Source organism: Vibrio sp. JC009 (genome assembly GCF_029016485.1).
Lineage (GTDB): Bacteria > Pseudomonadota > Gammaproteobacteria > Enterobacterales > Vibrionaceae > Vibrio.
Genome location: NZ_CP092107.1, coordinates 1,761,929 through 1,780,640, shown reverse-complemented (window position 1 = coordinate 1,780,640; position 18,712 = coordinate 1,761,929). Strand labels below are relative to the sequence as shown.

Genomic DNA, 18,712 nt, shown 5'->3' with positions numbered 1-18,712 from the left:
GGAAAGCGAATAATGTTTGTCGCAAAGCCGACATTGTCACTGTCGGAATAAAAAATACCGCCTGAATATTTAATATCAGGCGGCATATTTAGTTGGCGTGCGGGTAAAACATAACTAGATGCTAATCAACAATAGATCCACTGTTGCTTTGCTAACCAGTTTGTGGGCGGAAGACCACCACTGGCTCCAGAAGCCATGGTGATGTCCGCTGATTAATACGTCCGCACCTATTTTTTCTACGTTTTCCAGCAACTTATCTTCAACATCGCCGTCAACAACCAGTTTACTCTCAACTGGGTAGCCAACAAGCTCTGTCAGCTCAGTTAGTTTAGCCATCATTTCATCATGTTCACGACTGATTATCCGGTTTTCAGCCTGATCATAATCACGCATTTCACCATCCGGATGGATGATGTCAACGGTAATAAATGACAGTTTGGCGTCCATGTTTTTAGCCAAAGATACGGCTCTGGCTATTAATTTATCACTGGGCTCCGATAAGTCGATAGCAACTAATACGTGCTTGTAGCTCATAATATCCTCCTTAACATTCCGGTACCGATATAGCCCTAAAATCAGATGAATAATATGCGCTCCCACTATGAGTATAGTTGCAAATATCCATTATTGATTTCAAATCTTTACCTGTTTAACCAAATAAAGTCCGCCTAACACCATATACTCCTGTTCACCCTCAAGGCTTCCGGGTAGTAATGAATCAAAGCAGGCGATTTTTGTTAAAGGAACCTGTACTGCAAACACTTTTGAACCAAACCGCAAAGCGGATTCTTCATCTGATGTAAAGGAGCTGAGGTTATTAAACAACTTAACCGGTTGCTCATTGATAATATGCCCCGGCATCTCAGTACATCCCCGGTAAAGCGTTAAATGCAGTGCCCCGGGATGCCGCAGTCTGAGTTCCTGCTGACAAAAGCAATACAGCAGATCCAGCTGATCATAGAGCTCGTTAGTGTTGTATGTAGCTCGCGTGCACTTCTCACGGAAACGGAGGTATTCGGGACTATCAGGGCCTGACAGTGATTCAGCATGAAAGCGGGTTAAAAGGCCAAAACGGGATTCCACCCAGCTTCGCCATGCCGCACCCTGTTCATTGTCTGAGTCAAATAGCCAGCCAAGCAGCAGGCGACGGTAGTTAACTTTAGGACGCGGCGGAGGATCGTCACTGTTTCTGTAATCGCCACTTTGTCTGGATAAACAGAAACGAGCCGTCATAAACTCCTTAAAGCACCTCGCCCGGCTTATAGGGTTATCAATATCTTTTAGTTCATGCAAGAAAGCCGGATGCCAATTATTAACACTGTCAATTTCTAGTGGAATAGGCTGACACTGATAAGCAAGGCTTGCCAGCACCTGAGAAGGAACATTGCAGTGATTAAGAGGAAGTGTTATCTCCTGAAGCAATCTGGATTCATCCGCACTTAAAGAATAAAACTGCTTATCCATATTCAGCCCTGAGAAAGAATATAAAGCCTGTTTGCCAGAGCAACTATCTCTTTGTGTTTATGCAGCGCACCCAGCCAGTCAGAGCGGATACCGCTGTGTCCGTAATAGGCGCCAGCCAACTGGCCTGCTATCGCTGCGGTTGTATCTGCATCATTTCCCAGATTTGCAGCAGCCAGTACACAGGTTTCAAAAGAATCCGTGTTTACAAAACACCAGAGAGCAGACTCAAGGCTTTCCACAACATAGCCACTGCCGGTCAACTCGTCATAGGACTTATTCAGGAAAGAGCCATATCTGATGCTGCTTATTTCCTCAGTCTGTGGCGAGTAGCCTGCGTGGCTGAAGGCTTGCTTATCTCCTCCCTTTATCAGGGAGACAAGCAGCACTGAAAGGTAACGGCATGCATCAATGCATAATTCGGCACCATGAGTAGTCCGGGAGCTTTCACCCCCATAGTGAATAGCCTCAGATACTTGCTGCTGGTAAAAAATAGGAACCGGAGCCAGTCGCATTATGGAGCCGTTTCCGGAACTCATTCTGGCTTTAGAACCGGAAAAAGGCTCTCCGGTTTTCTGAAAACGCCTTAATGCAGAAGAAACGGTAATTCCCACATCAAAGCAGGTACCAATACTGCTCATATAGCCATTATCCAGCCAGTCGCAGTAGCGTTCCATCTGATCTCTGGCATCAAAACTGCCAAGCTCGGCCAGACTGTGACCAAGGCACAGGGCCATTGAGGTATCGTCTGTCCAGTAACCTTTTTTCAGACAAAAATGTCCGCCTCCCACCATATCGGTAAGAGGCTTAAAGGTGCCTTTCGGGCGAAACTCCAGTGTGGTACCGATAGCATCACCTACCGCTAACCCCACCAGAGCGCCCAGAGATCTGTCCAGATCAGACATTACAGAGCCGGTAAACTAGACTAAGGCATCGTAGCCGGTTCAAAGCTGTGGCAGTTTTTCGGACAGACTTTGGCGCAGGCACCGCAACCCACGCAGTCAGCCTCATTTTCCACCGCCATCACCATCATTACTTCATCATCATCGTAGTCGTCGTACAGATCATCATCGTCATCATCAACGGCCTGGCGTTCAACCAGGTTAAACACGTCCCTTGAACAGACTTTGTAGCAGCGGCCACAACCGATACAGTTTTCCTGTTCCAGCTCACTGATAAACTTCGGCTCCCAGGGCGTACCGCCTCTTGTATAACCAATAATATTACTCATTACTTCTTTCCTTGATATTTACCAATCTTCATCCATCAGACCACTCAGACGCTGCTGAGTGGTATCTTTATCCTTTGACTTTTTCTCTGCCGATTTCAGCGCTCTTCCCAACCAGCCCATTGGCTTTCCGCGCATCTCGCACTGAATTTCCGCCAGAAGCATATGGATATCCGTGCCCTGGCTTACCTTGACCGGATTAATATCCTCTCCAAGTAACTGACGTATCGCTGATGCCCCGCAGGCGTTGCAGAAAATAGCTGAGCACTGGCACTCTTTCAGATCGCTAATCCGGCCTGGCAGCTTGTCGTGTGTCTGCTCAGTAATAGCCGGGTACTCTATCGCTTCCAGCAAAGACCATTTTTCCAGGCCGACACCATAAATAAGCACGCCTTTTGCGGTACCAAAATGCTGGTCAACGTGATGCCTGTCCTGTGTTGCAAAAGCCACTTTCAGCTGAAACTGCTCCTCATCCGGAGCCGGCTCAATATGCAGCTTGCGCTCGCTTCTGATCATAGGCTTTCCTTCTGAGTCACATCTGACGCTTCAAAGCGGTAGGCGCTCACATGAGGCAATACTTCGTCCTCATGGTTTTGCAAAATCGTATTCGCCAGAGCAAACAAACGCTCTCTGCTACCTTCATAGCCAAACTGACACACATCCATATTGCCGAACTGGTCATGGCAAGGGTAACCGGCGCGCACTACCGGGATTTCCGGTTCGCAAATATGAGCAGCATGGGTATTGCTGATCACGGCAGATAAATGCTCTCCTGCCGGAGTCAGCATAGAAAGGTCTCCGACAAAGATTTCGTCTGCTTCTATATTAGTGAGTTCAGGCGTATCCAAGGTTGTAACAACACGGGCAACCCGCGTTCCGGTACTTTTAAGCAGGTTTGCATAGCCAACTGCCAGATCAGGCTCCAGCCCCAAAGATACCACTGCATTAGTCAGGAAAAAGTGTGTATCTACCATTGCGTCCTGAAGACGTTTTCTGGCCCGGGTAATCCAGCCCGGAACCGGAGCACCGCTCAATTCTGCCAGCGTCATTATCAGTTGATCGCAGCTTTCAATGCCCATTCCCATATGGCTGCAGATGTACGGAATGCCAAAGCGCTTTTTCAGCCACTTAGCTGTTGGAAGCATTGACTCACCAATAGCAATGGTCATGGCACTTTCCGACATCATCTCCACTTCATAGACTGAGGTTCCCCCCATGCTGACCGGCGAGTAATCCTCATCACCCATATGACCATCCAGAGACAGAGAGATATCCGGCGTGATGACGCTGTCCAGATCAAAGGCATCCAGATAGCGTTTTAATGTTTCTATATCCGCCGCTGTCATACCGACAGAGCAAAGCACATTGACCTGCTTTCTCTGACGCTTTTTCTCTGCCGGAGGAAGAACCAGTTGGCGTACTACCCTGTCAGTGGCATGAGCAAAGCCCGACTGCATGGAACCGGTAAAATCCGGTGTGTTCATACTGACAATACGGGTGGCGTTGTACTGCGGCTTTTCCTTTCTGAAATCGAGAATGATCCGAGAAAGGTCGGTTCCCTGCAGCTCTGTTAAGCCCGTGGTACTTACCGCGATAAGATCCGGTGAATAACGCTCACATAAGAGCTCAATAGCCTGAAACAGACTTTCATCGCCACCCATTACTGCTGAGATATGGTCAATGGCCGTATTCTGAATTGGAATCGCCTCACGAAAGTGAGAAATAAGGTAAATCTTGGTAAATGCAGCACACCCCTGAGCGCCGTGGTTTAATGGCACTGCATTTCGAAAGCCAAGGCTGGCCACAGTAGCGCCGGTAGCGGCACTGGTTTTCAGCGGCTGAGTAGAAAGCGGTGAGTTGTTCTTGGTAACCTTCGTCATATTCTACTCCTTATGCTTTCAGAAAAGACGTCACTGTTACGTCGTCTTTTTCTGTTGTGTTCACGGCTTTTTCCCATGGTGCGCTGCTACGCGCTGCAGTCCAGACCGGGCTTTCAATCGTTCTGTAAAGCTCTTTTGCCAGCGTTATCATGCCGTCATACCCGGCATAGGGCAGCTCTCTTTCCTGGTTAATGTGCAGGAAAGGAACCGGAGCCTTTAGCGCGGTGTACATATTCCGGCCACCAGCCACCATCACATCGGCGTCGTGCTCGTAATAGGTGTCCAGAAGCAGCCTTGCTCCGCCCTCATCCAGCATGATGGCGCTTTCTCCCATAATTTCGGTAATGCGGTTTTTATCTGCCTGCGTAGATTTACGGGTTCCGGTTGCGACGGTTTCTATACCTAACTCTGCCAGTGCTGTGATCACCGACCAGGATTTAACCCCGCCCGTATACAGCAGGGCCTTTTTGCCACTGAGTTTTTCTGCATAGGGTTTTAATGCGTCTCTCACCCGTTTCTCTTCACGAGCGATCACCTGCTCGGTATGCTCAGTCAGCTTGTCATCGTTGAGCAGCGCAGCAAATTGCCTTAGCGCGCTTGAAGTGTCGTCAATGCCGTAGAAACTGCCTTCAAACCAGGGAATTCCCCAGTTTTCTTCCAGCTTTCTTGCCACATTGATCTGGGCCCTTGAGCAGACCACCATGGACGCTTCAGCGCGGTGCATGGTCTGAATCTGGTGGAACTGGGTATCACCGGACATACAACAAAGCACTCTTAATCCAAGTTCTTCAAACAGTGGAGACACGTTCCAAAATTCACCGGCTATGTTGTATTCGCCGATAAGCACAATATCCCTGACCTTTCTGGTCGGGTCATGTTTCATAACCGGTTTAGGCGGCGGCTCTGCCGTGCCCACAACCTTGTTCACCATCACTTCACCGGCAATCCGGTTACCTAAGTTTTTATTGCCATAGAATCCGGCCGCATCCACATGAACGACAGGTACGCCGTACCGCTCCTGAGCCAGCTCACAAATAGCATCAACATCGTTGCCTTCAAGGGCAGGAACACAGGTCATATAAACAAACACCGCCGGCGGCTGATGCTCTTCAATAAGCTGTTTAATAGCATGAAGCAGACGCTTTTCCGCGCGCCCCATAATCACGTCCTGCTCATTAAGGTCGGTTGTAAAACCAAGGCGGAACAGGTTCTTCCCTGTTGCTCTTGTGCCCCGGTTATTCCAGCTGTTACCCGCACAGCCTATCGGGCCGTGCACAATATGTCCCACATCGGCAATGGGCAGCAGGCTTATCTGCGCACCATCAAAAGTACAGCCCCCGGCTGTTGCTCCCGGAGTCGCTCTTGCACAGCCCGATTTGTCACCCTTGTTATGCTCACAAGCAGGCTCATCCTGAAGTAGCCTGATCTCTGATTGTTTCATTGCGCCTCCTGCGACTTAATCTCTTGTTTGTTATATTGCAATAACAGAGCCAAAGCCTAACTTGCTGGTTTTATTTGATTTTTATATTGAAAGGTATTTTGTCGGGTCACAATTGTCGCAAAGCCGACAATAAAACGGACAAAGAAAAACGCTTCACTCTTCGTGAAGCGCAATAACAAGGCCGGTACACTGCTGGACATCAAAAGTTAAATGACTGCAACTGCCTCTTGGGGCAGAGACGAGATGCAGGTCAAATGAACTATGTTCGGAATACGGTTCCCTCACTCCTAGCTCATCTTCAAAGCAAAGCGTAAATCTCAGATGAGGATAAGCACTTCGCATCTTTGTCATTACCTCTTCGTCAATCACTTCAAGTGGCTCAAGCACCTGACTGATATGTCTGATTTCAGAATCACCGGTAACGGGTTTCGTCGCTGTATCCATAAATATTCACCCCTTAACTTATTCGATCAATAGTTTTTGCAGCCACGGCGGTGGGTTGGTGGCAATGACCTGACTTAACTCTGTAAGCACTTTTGCAGCCTCCATGGCTTCTTTCTTTTTCACCGGATGGATATACGCTCGGGTCACTTTTGCTGCGGCCGGTCCACCAATAGAAAGACTAAATACAATGTGGCAGTCCCTGATTAGCTTAAGCATATTGTCGGTTCTGGATTCGCCTTTCAGGCTGGAGTCTACTTCCCGGACGTCCACTAACTGATGGTTTTTACCATTTACTTCATAAATCAGTACGCGCAAACAGGAGCCATAGTGCCCGTTAAGCATCTCTCCCTGGTTAGAAGCAACAGCGACACGCGCTTTAGGGCCACTGAGAGGCAGAGCATCAATAACCTGAGGTGCTTCCACTGAAGTCAGCTCCTGATTGGTTAATATTGCCAGAGCCTGTGTCACCTCTTTTTTCGACAGGCTATCGTCCAGAGATGACACCAGAATACGAAATGATTTTGGAGAGATTCCCATAAGCTTCTGCTCAGACAAGGGTTCTCCAAGATGTTGAATAAGAAGGCCCAGAAAGGATTTGATATCCACATTGGGTAATGAGCGTGAGGCCATTGATACTCTTAAAGCTGCCTCATCTGAAATTCTTGCATCCATGCATCACCTCCAATATTAAGCCGCTACCAGGCGTTTTGCTCTAACCGTAATCGGCAACTTGGGTTTGGGAACCGGATCAATAAAATAAACGGCACCTCCGGACAAGTGCACTTCACCGCCCCATTTGTCGTCTTCGTCAAACTGAAAGTGGGTAATTAACTCTTCCAGATCTTTCTTGGGCAGGTACAAAGAGAGCTTGCCCTCTTCGGTATACTGAATCATTACGTTAGCCATATGGTTTCCTTATAAATTCGTATCTAGAAAAAAGGGAGACAGCATCGCTTGCGGCCTCCCTTTACCATTAACGCACCAGGTCGAAACCAAAGTCCGTTTTACCCAGAGCGCTAGACTCACGATCTCGTTTAGCCAGTACTTCATTGACCAAGGTAGTCAAAATGTACATTGCACCTTCATAACCAAGAGTCGTACTGCGATGCAGATGGTGACGGTCGGTAATAGGGAAGCCAATACGAATTAGCGGAACCTCAAACTCTTCACCTTTTGCTTTGGTATCGCGTTCGATAAATTTACCGTAGGAGTTACCAATCATCAGGTCAGGCTTGTCCGTCAGAACAAGAGAGCGGAAGTGCCACAGGTCTTTACCTGCATGAACCTCGGCATTCTCACCATATGGACTTTCAGCAAGCAGAGCTTCCATCTTCTTACGCCAGCGCTTGTTACCGTTATTACACAGTACATGCTTGATTTCACAACCCAGCTCCATCAGGAACTTACACATACCCAGCAGATAATCAGGGTCACCGTAAAGTGAAATGCTCACGCCGTGCAGCCAGGAGTGTGAGTCCGTCATCATATCCACTAAGCGGCCACGCTCTTTGGTGATAGATTCAGGGATCTCTTTACCTGAGATTTCTGCAACCTTCATTACCAGGTCATCTGTCCACTCAAGGCCCATCGGGATATTTAGCGCAGGAACGTCATGCTTCCATGTGTTAGTAACAAACTTCTTAGTCTTAACCAGATGTTCTGGCTGAAGAAGCAGCGTTGTTTTCGCATTTGGCGCATCTTTAACTTCATCGATTGGTGTGCCGCCTGCATACATGCGGTACTCACCATCAGCCGGAGTATCTAATACTTCCGAAGGATCACACAGGAATGAATAGTCAACGTCCATCTCATCCAGCATACGACGAATCACACGGTAGTTACCAAGGTAAGTTTCGAAACCCGGAACAATGTTGATCTTGCCGTTACTGCCGACTTCTTTTCCTTCCATCTCCTTACGGGTGAAATAGCCCATGAAGCCTTCAAACATGTTATCCCAGCCAGTCAGATGGCTACCTACGAAACTTGGTGTGTTCGCATAAGGTGTAGGAACATCTTCAGGGATATACCCACCTGCTTTTGCGTTGCCGGTGAAGGCGTTAAGGTCATCACCGATAACTTCTGCCATACAAGTGGTTGAGATTGCGATAACTTCAGGCTTATACAGTGCGTAGGAGTTCTGCAGGCCATAGAACATGTTGTCCTGACCACCGAATACCGCTGCATCTTCCGTCATTGAGTCTGATACACAGGCAACAGGCTCTTTAAAGTGACGGTTAAAGTACGATCTGAAGTAAGCAACACATCCCTGAGAGCCGTGTACATAAGGCAGTGTCTTTTCAAAGCCGATTGAGCATAGTACTGCTCCTAATGGCTGACACGCTTTTGCCGGGTCAATCGTAATGTGCTTACGCGCAAAGTTAAGTTCTTTGTATTCTTCTGTTGTTGTCCACTCAAAGGTCTCTTTTACCTTTGCAGCATCAACAGCGTCCTCATGGGTATTTCGCTTGTTGGCAAACATTTCCGTGTATTCCGGCTGTTTGAACAAGTCGTAACCAGTTTTGATATCTTCAATTTTCTGGCTCATATTTTTACTCCTACCGCGCCACTAATCCGTGAACTACGGTTCGGTTAACTACTGATGGAAATCCTTTCCACCCTGATTAGCTAGGCTGTTTTAGCCAGCACTTCTTCCGATGATTCATCTTTAAGCCAAGGCGCTTTCAGACTACTCCAGCAAGGGTTGTTGATGGTCAGATCCATATCGCGGGCAAAGATCGCAAAGCCATCAACACCGTGGTAAGGGCCTGAGTAATCCCAGCTGTGCATCTGACGGAACGGATAGCCCATCTTCTGGAACACATACTTCTCTTTGATACCAGAGCCAACCAGATCCGGATTCAGTTTCTTAACAAACTCTTCCAGTTCATAGCCTGTCACGTCATCAAACAGCAGTGTTGCGTCTTTCACTTCCGGCGTTGTCTTCACGTAGTCGTCGTTATGCGCAAATTCATAACCTGCACCAACGATTTCCATACCAAGGTCTTCATAAGCACCTATGATGTGACGAGGGCGCAGACCACCGACATAAAGCATCACGCTCTTGCCTTCCAGACGTGGACGGTACTTATCGATCACTGCCTGCCACTCTTCGCGGTAACGTTTGATAACTTCTTCAGTCTGAGCCTGAATTTTCTCATCAAAGTAAGCGGCAATCTTGCGCATGGACTCTTCAATCTTAGTCGGACCAAACAGGTTGTATTCAACCCAAGGCACGCCATGCTTCTCTTCCATATGACGAACGATGTAGTTCATGGAACGGTAACAGTGCACCAGGTTCAGTTTCACCTTAGGTGTATTTTCCATTTCTGGAAGCGTACCGTCACCAGACCACTGAGCAACAACGTTCAGCCCCATATCTTCTAAAATGATACGAGATGTCCAGGCATCACCACCGATGTTGTAGTCACCGATAATAGCGACATCATAAGGACCGGCTTCAAATTCACGCTCGTCTGACTTAGACAGTACGTGGTCACGAAGCGTATCGTTCGCGATATGGTGACCCAGTGACTGAGATACACCACGGAAACCTTCACAGCGAACCGGCACAATGGTCTTACCAATTTCTTCGCCTTTTATTTTAGCCACCGCTTCAATATCATCACCAATCAGGCCAACCGGACATTCTGACTGTACGGTAATACCTTTAGATAGCGGGAACAGGGTTTCCAGCTCGTCGATTGCCGCTGAAAGTTTTTTGTCACCACCAAATACGATGTCACGTTCCTGGAAATCCGTCGTTACGTTCAACGTACCGAATGTATCGACACCTGTTGTACCTGTGTAGTAGTTACGACGACCGGCACGTGAGTACTGTCCGCAACCGATAGGACCATGAGAGATATGAATCATATCTTTCACCGGTCCCCAAACCACACCTTTAGAACCTGCATACGCACAACCACGGATGGTCATGACACCCGGAAGCGATTTCCGGTTTGAGGTAATGCAGCTACCTTCGTTACTCTGATCACTAACACCCAGGTGTTTTGCACGGTCTTCACGTGCAACCTCCGGATAGACCTCCAGCACCTCATCAATCAGCGCCTGAGTTTCTTGTTTATTCATCGACATCTCTGCCTCCAAACTGGTTTAAAGCTTATATGAAATATTTCAACCAAATGAATTGGTTACGCTACTTCAGCCGCTGACTTACCAATGATTGATTCATCTTCAACTTCCATGATGCCGAATTCCATCAGAAGATCTTCAAGCTCATCCATGGTCGCAGGAGTCGGAATAACGAACAGTTCGTTTTCGATAACTTTCTTAGCCAGGGTGCGGTATTCATCAGCCTGGTTACAAGTTGGATCGTACTCAATAACTGTCATACGACGAATTTCAGCACGCTGTACGATGTTGTCACGAGGAACAAAGTGAATCATCTGAGTACCCAGCTTCGCAGCAAGAGCGATGATAAGTTCGTCTTCACGGTCAGTGTTACGAGAGTTACAGATTAGACCAGCAAGGCGCACACTACCTGATGTTGCGTACTTACAAATACCTTTAGAGATGTTGTTAGCCGCGTACATAGCCATCATCTCACCAGATACAACGATGTAGATTTCCTGAGCTTTGTTTTCACGGATAGGCATTGCGAAACCACCACATACCACGTCACCCAGTACGTCGTAGAATACAAAGTCCAGATCTTCTTCGTATGCACCTTCTTCTTCAAGGAAGTTGATAGCTGTGATTACACCACGACCTGCACAACCCACACCTGGCTCAGGACCACCTGATTCAACACATTTTACGTCGCCGTAACCAGTCAGTAGTACATCTTCCAGTTCGATATCTTCTACCGTACCGGCTTCTGCAGCCATTTCCATAATGGTGTTTTGCATTTTAGTGTGCAGAATAAGACGCGTTGAGTCCGCCTTAGGGTCACAACCGATAATCATTACTTTCTGACCAGCTTCAGCAAGAGCCGCTACCAGGTTCTGAGTAGTCGTAGATTTACCGATACCACCTTTACCATAAATTGCACATTGACGAATTGCCATAATGGGTCCCTCCATAGGATGTTTGAAAAAACAATTCATATTCCTATGTGCGAAAAGTGCGCCAAATCACACAAACAAACCTATCGCACTGTTTTTTAAGAACTTAGATAAGAACAAACTATAGTGAGCAGGGTAAACAAAACCCTATTGTTTGTAAGGTTCAAAACAATTTGTCTGCCTGAGTGACACTGTTTTGGTTGGTTAAATGTCGTAGGTGCTTTATGACAAAAGCATTGATCCGGAATACAAACTGATGAATAATCCACCTGTTTTTAAAAAGGAGACCATTATGGGCAAGAGAAAACGCCATCTGGTTCCTGTTGAACAGACAACTCCTGCAAATCAGGATGTTGAAACAGGCCGAGGCACTATCAAAGACAATGCACTGAAAGCATTAGTAACCAGCAAACTCTATACAGCAAAAGTAGAAAAAGCGAAGAAAGGCAAAGGAAGCTTTAGCAGAAAAGCAAAGCACAGAGGCAAAGAGCCCTATTCAAAAGCAGCATAATAAGCTGGGTTTGAATAGGGCTCTTTTTTTGAGTCAGGGAAATCAGGCTATCCTATTTCTTCCGTGGGATTTCGCCTTATACAAAGCAATATCAGCCTGCCTTAACATAAGCAGTTCCGGCTGGCCGGCGTACTCTGCAACACCTCCGCTTATCGTTACTGTGAAGTTGTCCCGCTTCCAGTCTATTTTTTCAACACCAGAGCGAATAGATTCTGCTATATCAAGCGCCTCAGCACGCCCGGTGTCTGGCAATATCAGCAAAAATTCCTCGCCACCGTAGCGGCCTAAAACATCGCCATCCCGAATCGCTTCTGAAACAGTATGGCTGATAACCCTCAAAACATGATCGCCGTACTGATGCCCGAAGCTGTCATTAATAACTTTAAAATAATCAATATCAAGCATCAGAATGGTTAGCGCCGTTTTGTTTTCTTTGGCTAACTTATATTCCTCGGATAACTTTTCAGAAATATATCTTCGGTTGTAAATGCTGGTAACCGAGTCTCTGATAGACATCTCATTTAACATAGAGTTAGTGACTTCCAACTCCTGATTCGCTGTCTCAAGCTCATCGATAAGTAGCTTCATCTTGTAATTGCTGGCATTTATCTCAAGCGTTTTCTCTTTTACTTTATTATCTAATGTGGTGTTAATCTCCTGCATATATCTGTTTTTAAACGCCAGCCTTTGATACATAAGCAAAGAAATCAAAGAAATAATGATAACCACTGATCCCACCGAAAGAGATAACCAGGACGGCAGAGCACGGATCTGGTCCGTAAAATCCAAAGGCTTATTGATAATTACCGCATCCGGGGAAAGATTTTTATTGTCTATACCGAATTTTTCCATCAGGTTAAAGTCCAGCGTTTCCTTGTTAAATACAGAAGTGATAATCGGTAAATCCTGTATTAACTCTCCGGATAGCACTCTTAAGGCATAATCAGCCGCCAGCCTTCCCTGCTCAAAACCCGATGTGATAACACCGCCAACAATCCCCTTGCCCAGGTAAAAGTCCCAGGAGCCATATACCGGAACACTGGAGGCCTTATTCACCAACTCAATGCCATCGATATACGAAACAAATTCATTGTTTCTGTCTCTGTTAATGGTAAGCAGATAGACAAGGTACTCAGGTCCAAGGCCCGCTAACTTCTTTTGCAGTGAGTCCCAGGTAAAGTCTGTAAGGAATTCAATTTCAGCACGGTTAGCAAACTGATCCTGAACCTTTTCTATGCTTTTCCGGATAGCCAGACCTGTGATGGTTTTATCTAAAACCACCATTATTTTCTTTGCTTGCGGGTGAACCTTCAGCATAAGGTCCATGGTCGCTTTGGCATCAGCCTCCTCTACAACACCGGTGACATTTTTTATTCCCGATATCAGGCCAGGAGAGAAATTATTAATCCCACAAAATACCACCGGAGTATCAGGAAATAATTCTTCACCGTGATCATTTAACAATTTCAGAGCGTTATTATCTGCAGCAATAATAAGTTCGAAGGGAATATGATGGCTTTTAGCCAGAAACAGTTCAGCCAGCTTGCTGGTGTAGTGATTACCGGCATTGCGCTTGGTATCAAGGTAGTCGTAGTAAATCTCCACATCGTTTTTTCTGTCACCCAGTACAGATTTAATACCGGCGCTAATGTTATCAGTCCACTCAAGGCCCTGATGATAAGAGTGAAGCACCAGTACTTTTTGCGTCCTGGCCCAAACAGAAGAAGAGAGAAACCCGATTATAATCAGGAAGATAGTTAGCAGTATCTTTTTATTATATGTTTCAGTCGTAAACATCTTACATCCTTTTTGAAACAAAATTATCCATAATCCCTTTATGGATAAGTTTTATTCTACAAAAAGCCTGTAAGCAGGTGAATTTTTAACTTAAGTTTTGAGACTTTAGCAAACAATAAGCCCGTATTGCTTTGCAATTACATCTTTATGAAAAATGTAATCAGGACATTCATCAAGCTTTTGACATTCTTTAATATTTTTAAGTCGATTCTTAATACTGAATCACAAAGTAAAAGCCTTTCAACGGGTGAGTTGTGATTTCGCGCAAACGTTTGGGATATGCGCCTGATTTTGTCTGTTTTTTGTTCTAACATGCAAACAATTGTTTGTTAAGCGGACTTTTGTTTATGACAGAAAGAGAGCAACAAATCCTCAGCATACTGCGCAAAGAGCCGATGATCGCTCAGCAGGCACTGGCCGATATACTTGGCCTGAGCCGAAGCGCCGTCGCCGGGCATATCATGAAGCTGACAAAAAAAGGCTTTATACAGGGGAAGGGCTATATCATCGCCCCGGACAAGTACCTTGTGGTCATTGGCGGCGCGAATATGGACTTATGCGGCCGCTCCGATTCGTCCCTAATCAGCGGGGACTCCAATCCGGGTAAGCTCACCTGCAGCGCTGGCGGTGTTGGCCGCAATATTGCCGACAACCTTAGCCGCCTTGGATCTTCGGTCCAGTTTATTGGAGCGCTGGGAGATGATGCCTGGGGTGACCAGCTAAAGGCAGCGTGCAGAGAAGCCGGTGTCAATGTGGATCACTGCCATACTGTTCCGGGAGCAACATCCAGCACTTACCTCTCCATCCATGGGCCGGATGGTGAAATGCAGCTCGCTCTGAACGATATGGGGCTGATAAAAAAGCTCAATGCAGAACAACTTTCCCGAAGAGAAGGCGTGATAGCCCGGGCCACAGCGATTGTGCTGGATGCGAACCTAAGCCAGGATGCCCTTGAATATATCTTCAACAATCATGGCGAACAGCCTATCCTGGTTGATCCCGTATCTTCGGTTAAGGCGCCCAAGCTTAAGCCATTCCTAAACAGTATCCATACCCTGAAGCCAAACCTGATGGAAGCTGAACTTCTGTCTGGTATAACGTTTCAGAGCAACGATGATCTGCCCCGAATCGGCGAGAAGCTGCATGGAGCAGGTATAAAACGGCTGTTGATCAGCCTTGGCAGCAAAGGAGCTTACTCAAGCTCAGAAGATGGCGCTGCCTTTATCCCGCCATCAGCAACACAGGTTAACAATGTTACCGGAGCGGGTGACGCCCTGCTTGCGGGACTTGCCCACGGACATGTCCAAAACTGGCCGTGGAATCGCAGCGTCGAATTTGCACTGGGGGCGGCACGTCTGGCGTTAATTGCCTCCGACACCATCAATTCAACTATGTCTGAAAACGCAGTAAAACGTTTATTAGAGGAAAGCATCACATGTTAGAGAACTATCTGGATATCCAACCTGAAGTCGCACAAGCACTGGCAGAAAACAAACCCGTTGTGGCACTTGAGTCAACCATCATCTCTCACGGCATGCCTTTCCCGCGCAATGTTGAAACAGCATTGCTGGTAGAGAAGACAATTCGTGAACAGGGCGCGGTTCCGGCTACCATCGCCATCATCAAAGGCCGCCTGAAAGTGGGTCTGTCTGAGGAAGAGATCACTTATCTGGGTAAAGCCGGCACTGAAGTCACTAAAGTAAGCCGCCGCGATATTCCGTTTATCGTTGCAGGCAAAAAAGACGGGGCAACCACAGTAGCGGCTACCATGATTCTGGCTGCGATGGCGGGCATTAAAGTCTTCGCCACAGGCGGTATTGGCGGCGTACACCGTGGTGCTCAGGAGACCATGGATATCTCAGCAGACCTTCAGGAACTGGCAAACACCAATGTGGCCGTAGTCTGCGCCGGTGCCAAGTCCATTCTTGACCTTGCCCTTACCCGTGAGTATCTGGAAACTCAGGGCGTACCGGTGATCGGCTACCAGACAGACAGTCTGCCGGCATTCTACACCCGAGAAAGCGAACATAGCATCGACTATCGACTGGACTCCGCTGACGCCATTGCTCTGGCATTAAAAGCAAAATGGGGAATGGATTTGAAAGGCGGCGCTGTTATTGCCAACCCGATTCCTGAAGAGTACGCAATGCCACCAGAAGCAATAAACAGCGCTATAGAAACGGCACTAAGAGAAGCGGACGAACAAGGAATTTTCGGTAAGGAATCGACCCCCTTCCTATTAGCACGTGTATGCGAACTCACCGGCGGTGACAGCCTGGACTCGAACATCCAGCTTGTTCTGAACAATGCCCGATTAGGTGCCCAAATCGCTATCGAGTACAGCAAGCTTTAAACCCGGGAGCAACATATCGCTGGCTGTAATTGACAGCCAGCGCATTAAGACTAAGAACTCATCAATTTGTATGAATTACGTTCAAACGGTTGAGTTTATTCGAATTTGTGAGCACTCCGGGGTTCCATTTTCAAAAACCTGTGGCATTATAAATCCCAACAACGAGATGCGTGCATCGTATAATGGCTATTACCTCAGCCTTCCAAGCTGATGATGCGGGTTCGATTCCCGCTGCACGCTCCAAGTTTTCTTCCTAGTTTTAAAACTCCCAACCCTTTGAAAATTAAACGCTTTATTGCGTGTTTTTGTGTGTCTGAAGATTACCTACAACTTCAAGATCATCGTTACCCAATCCGATTGAGACCAAATTGAGACCATGTTGAGACCAAACTGATTTTTTACGTCCAATTTCATCATGATCACAATTTGTTATGACTTCATCAGCTCAATATTAGAAAAATTAATCCGATGTTTCGTCTTTTTGCACTTCAAGCAGATCACCAACACTGCAATCAAGGTAAAGGCAGATTTTTTCCAGCGTATCGAAATCAATCCGATTGTTCGTTTCATGAAATAGTCGATTTACTGTACTTCTGTTGACTCCAGTATCTCTTACTACATCTGCAATTTTCAGCTTTTTAGCTCCAAGTAAAGTTGATAGATGACACTTAATCATTTCTTATAAGACCCTAAATGTTTCGCTAAAGACACAAAATGGTGTTGACAAGCTTCTTTGAACGGCATATTGTATCTCTAGAGCTACAAACTGTAGCGTATAAGACAGGAAATGATTATGGCATATACATACCTCACTACTGAAGAACTATCTTCGGTAATTAAGTACGACAAGCGTGTTATTCGTGAGCAACTTAAAGATTCTGTTCTGTTCGAAGGGATTCACTACATTCGTCCGTTTGGTGGTCGCAAGATTCTATTTATCTGGGAACGTGTTGAAGAAGAAATGCTTAATGGCGTCTCAACCGATTCCATTTTATTAGGGCACTAAGGAGCAATATCATGGGTAGTATTAATTCACGTGGAGGTCGCCTCTTTCTCGACTTCAGATATAAAGGGCACCGCTGCCGAGAGTACACCAAACTTTCAGATACAAAGGCAAACCGTAATCGCGTTAATCGCCTGCTGAAGGTTATTGAAGCGGAAATTATGGTAGGAAGCTTTGACTACGCAAAATACTTTCCGGAAAGCAAACTTGTAGCTAAATTTGCACAAGTTGATGAGCGTAAACGTCAGGCAAAAGCATATTTCGAAGCGACAGATTCTCCAAAACTTCATGAATTTGCTGAAATCTGGCTATCTGAAAAGAAAATCGAATGGCGTAAAGGCCATTACCAAGATGTGGAAGGCATCCTAAACAAGTACATCATTCCGATGTTTGGTAATAAGAAGATCAGCGCCATCACTAAACAACAAATCTTAAGCTTTCGATCTACACTCGCCAAAGTCCCAGGTCGAAAAGGTAAAGAGTTAAGCCCTTCACGCATCAATCATATCATGACACCACTAAGAGTGATGTTGAATGAAGCCGCTGATCGATACGATTTTACTTCTCCATGGAAGAATATCAAGGCATTAAAAGTAGGTCGCACAGAAGTTGACCCGTTTAACTTACAAGAAGTTGAACAGGTTATTGCCCATGCACCGGAAAAGTACAAGCCGTACTACATAACTCGTTTCTTCACCGGTCTTAGAACCGGTGAGATCGACGGACTAATGTGGAAAGACGTTAATCTGGACAACAAAACAATTACGGTTAACCAAAGCCTTGTTCGCGGTGAGCTTTCCGACGTAAAAACAGAAGGCTCTTACCGGGTGGTTATGCTGACAGACAGAGTCGCTGAAGCGCTCAGGGAACATAAAAAGACAGCTTACCTTAAAGATAAGTACGTCTTTACCAACGATAAGCGGCTTCCGTTGAACTATCAGACTGTGTCTAAGTCCATTTGGTACCCTACCCTACGCAGAGCTAAATTGAGGCCTCGCAACCCGTACCAGACACGACATACTTATGCGACATTACTGCTTGCGTCCGGAGAGGCTCCCGAATGGATTGCTAATCAGATGGGACATACTACAACGACTATGTTGTTCCGGGTTTACTCTCGTTATGTGCCTAACCTGACCAGACGTGACGGTAGTGCGTTCGAACGCTTTTTGGAAACAGGAGGTGAAGCATGAAATATTCACCTCTAGCGATTCACTGCACCAGCCTCTGTTTTGATGTAATCCAACAGGCATCATTTAAGACAATGGACCACGATGATATTGATGGTTTTCGTGAAGATATCTATATGCTGATACGTGAAAGAACATCTCTTTTCCCGAAGAAGCACAAGCGTGAACATCAGTTTTTGTGTTACGTAACTGATGGCGTAATTCGCGTACTGCACCAGTGCTTAAACAACCCTGAAGCACGAGATTCTGTATGGATTTTGGCTGCGCTTGAATCACGAATCGATATTTCGATTAAAACCATCCTTCACTAAAGGTGAACCATCCAAGCTGTGCGCACAGTTCAAGTCCGAATCGTGCGCACACTCTTTCTTGTTATCTTA

21 protein-coding genes and 1 tRNA gene are annotated in these 18,712 nt (G+C 46.4%); 7 read left to right on the top strand and 15 right to left on the bottom strand.

The genetic code is table 11. The features are described 5' to 3' along the window. Positions 1 to 114: 114 nt before the first annotated feature. From L3Q72_RS22905 to nifH, 13 genes are all read right to left on the bottom strand, one after another. Entirely contained in the window at positions 115 to 534 is a 420-nt protein-coding gene (locus tag L3Q72_RS22905; protein WP_275132868.1) for a universal stress protein, read from the bottom strand. Between the two features lie 99 nt (positions 535 to 633). Next, positions 634 to 1,464 carry an NAD(+)--dinitrogen-reductase ADP-D-ribosyltransferase gene (locus L3Q72_RS22900; RefSeq protein ID WP_275132867.1) on the bottom strand — a complete coding sequence of 277 codons (831 nt, stop codon included), beginning with the start codon at positions 1,462 to 1,464 and terminating at the stop codon, positions 634 to 636. A 2-nt stretch (positions 1,465 to 1,466) separates the two neighbouring features. Then, complete coding sequence (locus L3Q72_RS22895; RefSeq protein WP_275132866.1) at positions 1,467 to 2,366, bottom strand: ADP-ribosylglycohydrolase family protein; 900 nt, start codon at positions 2,364 to 2,366, stop codon at positions 1,467 to 1,469. A gap of 20 nt (positions 2,367 to 2,386) precedes the next feature. Further along, on the bottom strand, positions 2,387 to 2,692 hold the full coding sequence (gene fdxB, locus L3Q72_RS22890) for a ferredoxin III, nif-specific (protein WP_275132865.1): 306 nt from the start codon (positions 2,690 to 2,692) through the stop codon (positions 2,387 to 2,389). An 18-nt stretch (positions 2,693 to 2,710) separates the two neighbouring features. Next, entirely contained in the window at positions 2,711 to 3,205 is a 495-nt protein-coding gene (locus tag L3Q72_RS22885) for a NifB/NifX family molybdenum-iron cluster-binding protein (RefSeq protein WP_275132864.1), read from the bottom strand. After that, on the bottom strand, positions 3,202 to 4,569 hold the full coding sequence (nifN, locus tag L3Q72_RS22880) for a nitrogenase iron-molybdenum cofactor biosynthesis protein NifN (protein ID WP_275132863.1): 1,368 nt from the start codon (positions 4,567 to 4,569) through the stop codon (positions 3,202 to 3,204). Before nifN ends, L3Q72_RS22885 begins: the two co-directional genes overlap by 4 nt. Positions 4,570 to 4,579: 10 nt before the next feature. Continuing rightward, complete coding sequence (nifE, locus tag L3Q72_RS22875) at positions 4,580 to 6,010, bottom strand: nitrogenase iron-molybdenum cofactor biosynthesis protein NifE (protein WP_275132862.1); 1,431 nt, start codon at positions 6,008 to 6,010, stop codon at positions 4,580 to 4,582. Positions 6,011 to 6,163: 153 nt separating this feature from the next. After that, positions 6,164 to 6,454 carry a hypothetical protein gene (locus tag L3Q72_RS22870; RefSeq protein WP_275132861.1) on the bottom strand — a complete coding sequence of 97 codons (291 nt, stop codon included), beginning with the start codon at positions 6,452 to 6,454 and terminating at the stop codon, positions 6,164 to 6,166. 18 nt (positions 6,455 to 6,472) lie between these two features. Further along, on the bottom strand, positions 6,473 to 7,126 hold the full coding sequence (locus L3Q72_RS22865; RefSeq protein WP_275132860.1) for a NifB/NifX family molybdenum-iron cluster-binding protein: 654 nt from the start codon (positions 7,124 to 7,126) through the stop codon (positions 6,473 to 6,475). Between the two features lie 15 nt (positions 7,127 to 7,141). Next, positions 7,142 to 7,360: a putative nitrogen fixation protein NifT gene (gene nifT / locus L3Q72_RS22860; protein ID WP_275132859.1), complete on the bottom strand. Its 219-nt coding sequence runs from the start codon at positions 7,358 to 7,360 to the stop codon at positions 7,142 to 7,144. Between the two features lie 67 nt (positions 7,361 to 7,427). Further along, complete coding sequence (gene nifK / locus L3Q72_RS22855) at positions 7,428 to 8,999, bottom strand: nitrogenase molybdenum-iron protein subunit beta (RefSeq protein ID WP_275132858.1); 1,572 nt, start codon at positions 8,997 to 8,999, stop codon at positions 7,428 to 7,430. Between the two features lie 80 nt (positions 9,000 to 9,079). Next, positions 9,080 to 10,543 carry a nitrogenase molybdenum-iron protein alpha chain gene (nifD, locus tag L3Q72_RS22850; protein WP_275132857.1) on the bottom strand — a complete coding sequence of 488 codons (1,464 nt, stop codon included), beginning with the start codon at positions 10,541 to 10,543 and terminating at the stop codon, positions 9,080 to 9,082. Between the two features lie 62 nt (positions 10,544 to 10,605). Further along, positions 10,606 to 11,481, bottom strand: a complete 876-nt coding sequence (gene nifH, locus L3Q72_RS22845) for a nitrogenase iron protein (RefSeq protein WP_275132856.1) — start codon at positions 11,479 to 11,481, stop codon at positions 10,606 to 10,608. A 289-nt stretch (positions 11,482 to 11,770) separates the two neighbouring features. Here nifH and L3Q72_RS22840 point away from each other — a divergent pair, with 289 nt between their 5' ends. Beyond that, entirely contained in the window at positions 11,771 to 11,989 is a 219-nt protein-coding gene (locus L3Q72_RS22840; RefSeq protein WP_275132855.1) for a ribosome alternative rescue factor ArfA, read from the top strand. A gap of 42 nt (positions 11,990 to 12,031) precedes the next feature. Here L3Q72_RS22840 and L3Q72_RS22835 read toward each other — a convergent pair whose 3' ends face one another. Next, positions 12,032 to 13,786 (bottom strand): ABC transporter substrate binding protein, encoded by a 1,755-nt coding sequence (locus L3Q72_RS22835; protein WP_275132854.1) that lies wholly within the window; start codon positions 13,784 to 13,786, stop codon positions 12,032 to 12,034. Between the two features lie 347 nt (positions 13,787 to 14,133). Here L3Q72_RS22835 and L3Q72_RS22830 point away from each other — a divergent pair, with 347 nt between their 5' ends. From L3Q72_RS22830 to L3Q72_RS22820, 3 genes are all read left to right on the top strand, one after another. After that, positions 14,134 to 15,228, top strand: coding sequence for a PfkB family carbohydrate kinase (locus L3Q72_RS22830; protein WP_275132853.1), 1,095 nt, complete (start codon positions 14,134 to 14,136; stop codon positions 15,226 to 15,228). Further along, a complete protein-coding gene (locus L3Q72_RS22825; RefSeq protein ID WP_275132852.1) occupies positions 15,222 to 16,139 on the top strand; it encodes a pseudouridine-5'-phosphate glycosidase in 918 nt (305 codons plus the stop codon). The genes L3Q72_RS22830 and L3Q72_RS22825 overlap by 7 nt, the downstream gene beginning before the upstream one ends. A gap of 168 nt (positions 16,140 to 16,307) precedes the next feature. Further along, positions 16,308 to 16,382 (top strand) — tRNA-Gly (locus L3Q72_RS22820). A 217-nt stretch (positions 16,383 to 16,599) separates the two neighbouring features. Here the strand turns inward: L3Q72_RS22820 and L3Q72_RS22815 are convergent. Then, a complete protein-coding gene (locus L3Q72_RS22815; RefSeq protein WP_275132851.1) occupies positions 16,600 to 16,815 on the bottom strand; it encodes a helix-turn-helix transcriptional regulator in 216 nt (71 codons plus the stop codon). Positions 16,816 to 16,932: 117 nt separating this feature from the next. On the opposite strand from L3Q72_RS22815, the gene L3Q72_RS22810 reads away from it, so the two are divergent. Genes L3Q72_RS22810 through L3Q72_RS22800 form a run of 3 tightly spaced genes read left to right on the top strand, consistent with a single transcriptional unit; the run spans position 16,933 to position 18,643 of the window. After that, positions 16,933 to 17,145, top strand: a complete 213-nt coding sequence (locus L3Q72_RS22810) for a hypothetical protein (protein ID WP_275132850.1) — start codon at positions 16,933 to 16,935, stop codon at positions 17,143 to 17,145. A gap of 11 nt (positions 17,146 to 17,156) precedes the next feature. Beyond that, positions 17,157 to 18,335: a site-specific integrase gene (locus L3Q72_RS22805; protein WP_275132849.1), complete on the top strand. Its 1,179-nt coding sequence runs from the start codon at positions 17,157 to 17,159 to the stop codon at positions 18,333 to 18,335. Next, entirely contained in the window at positions 18,332 to 18,643 is a 312-nt protein-coding gene (locus L3Q72_RS22800; protein WP_275132848.1) for a hypothetical protein, read from the top strand. The genes L3Q72_RS22805 and L3Q72_RS22800 overlap by 4 nt, the downstream gene beginning before the upstream one ends. Positions 18,644 to 18,712: the final 69 nt, after the last annotated feature.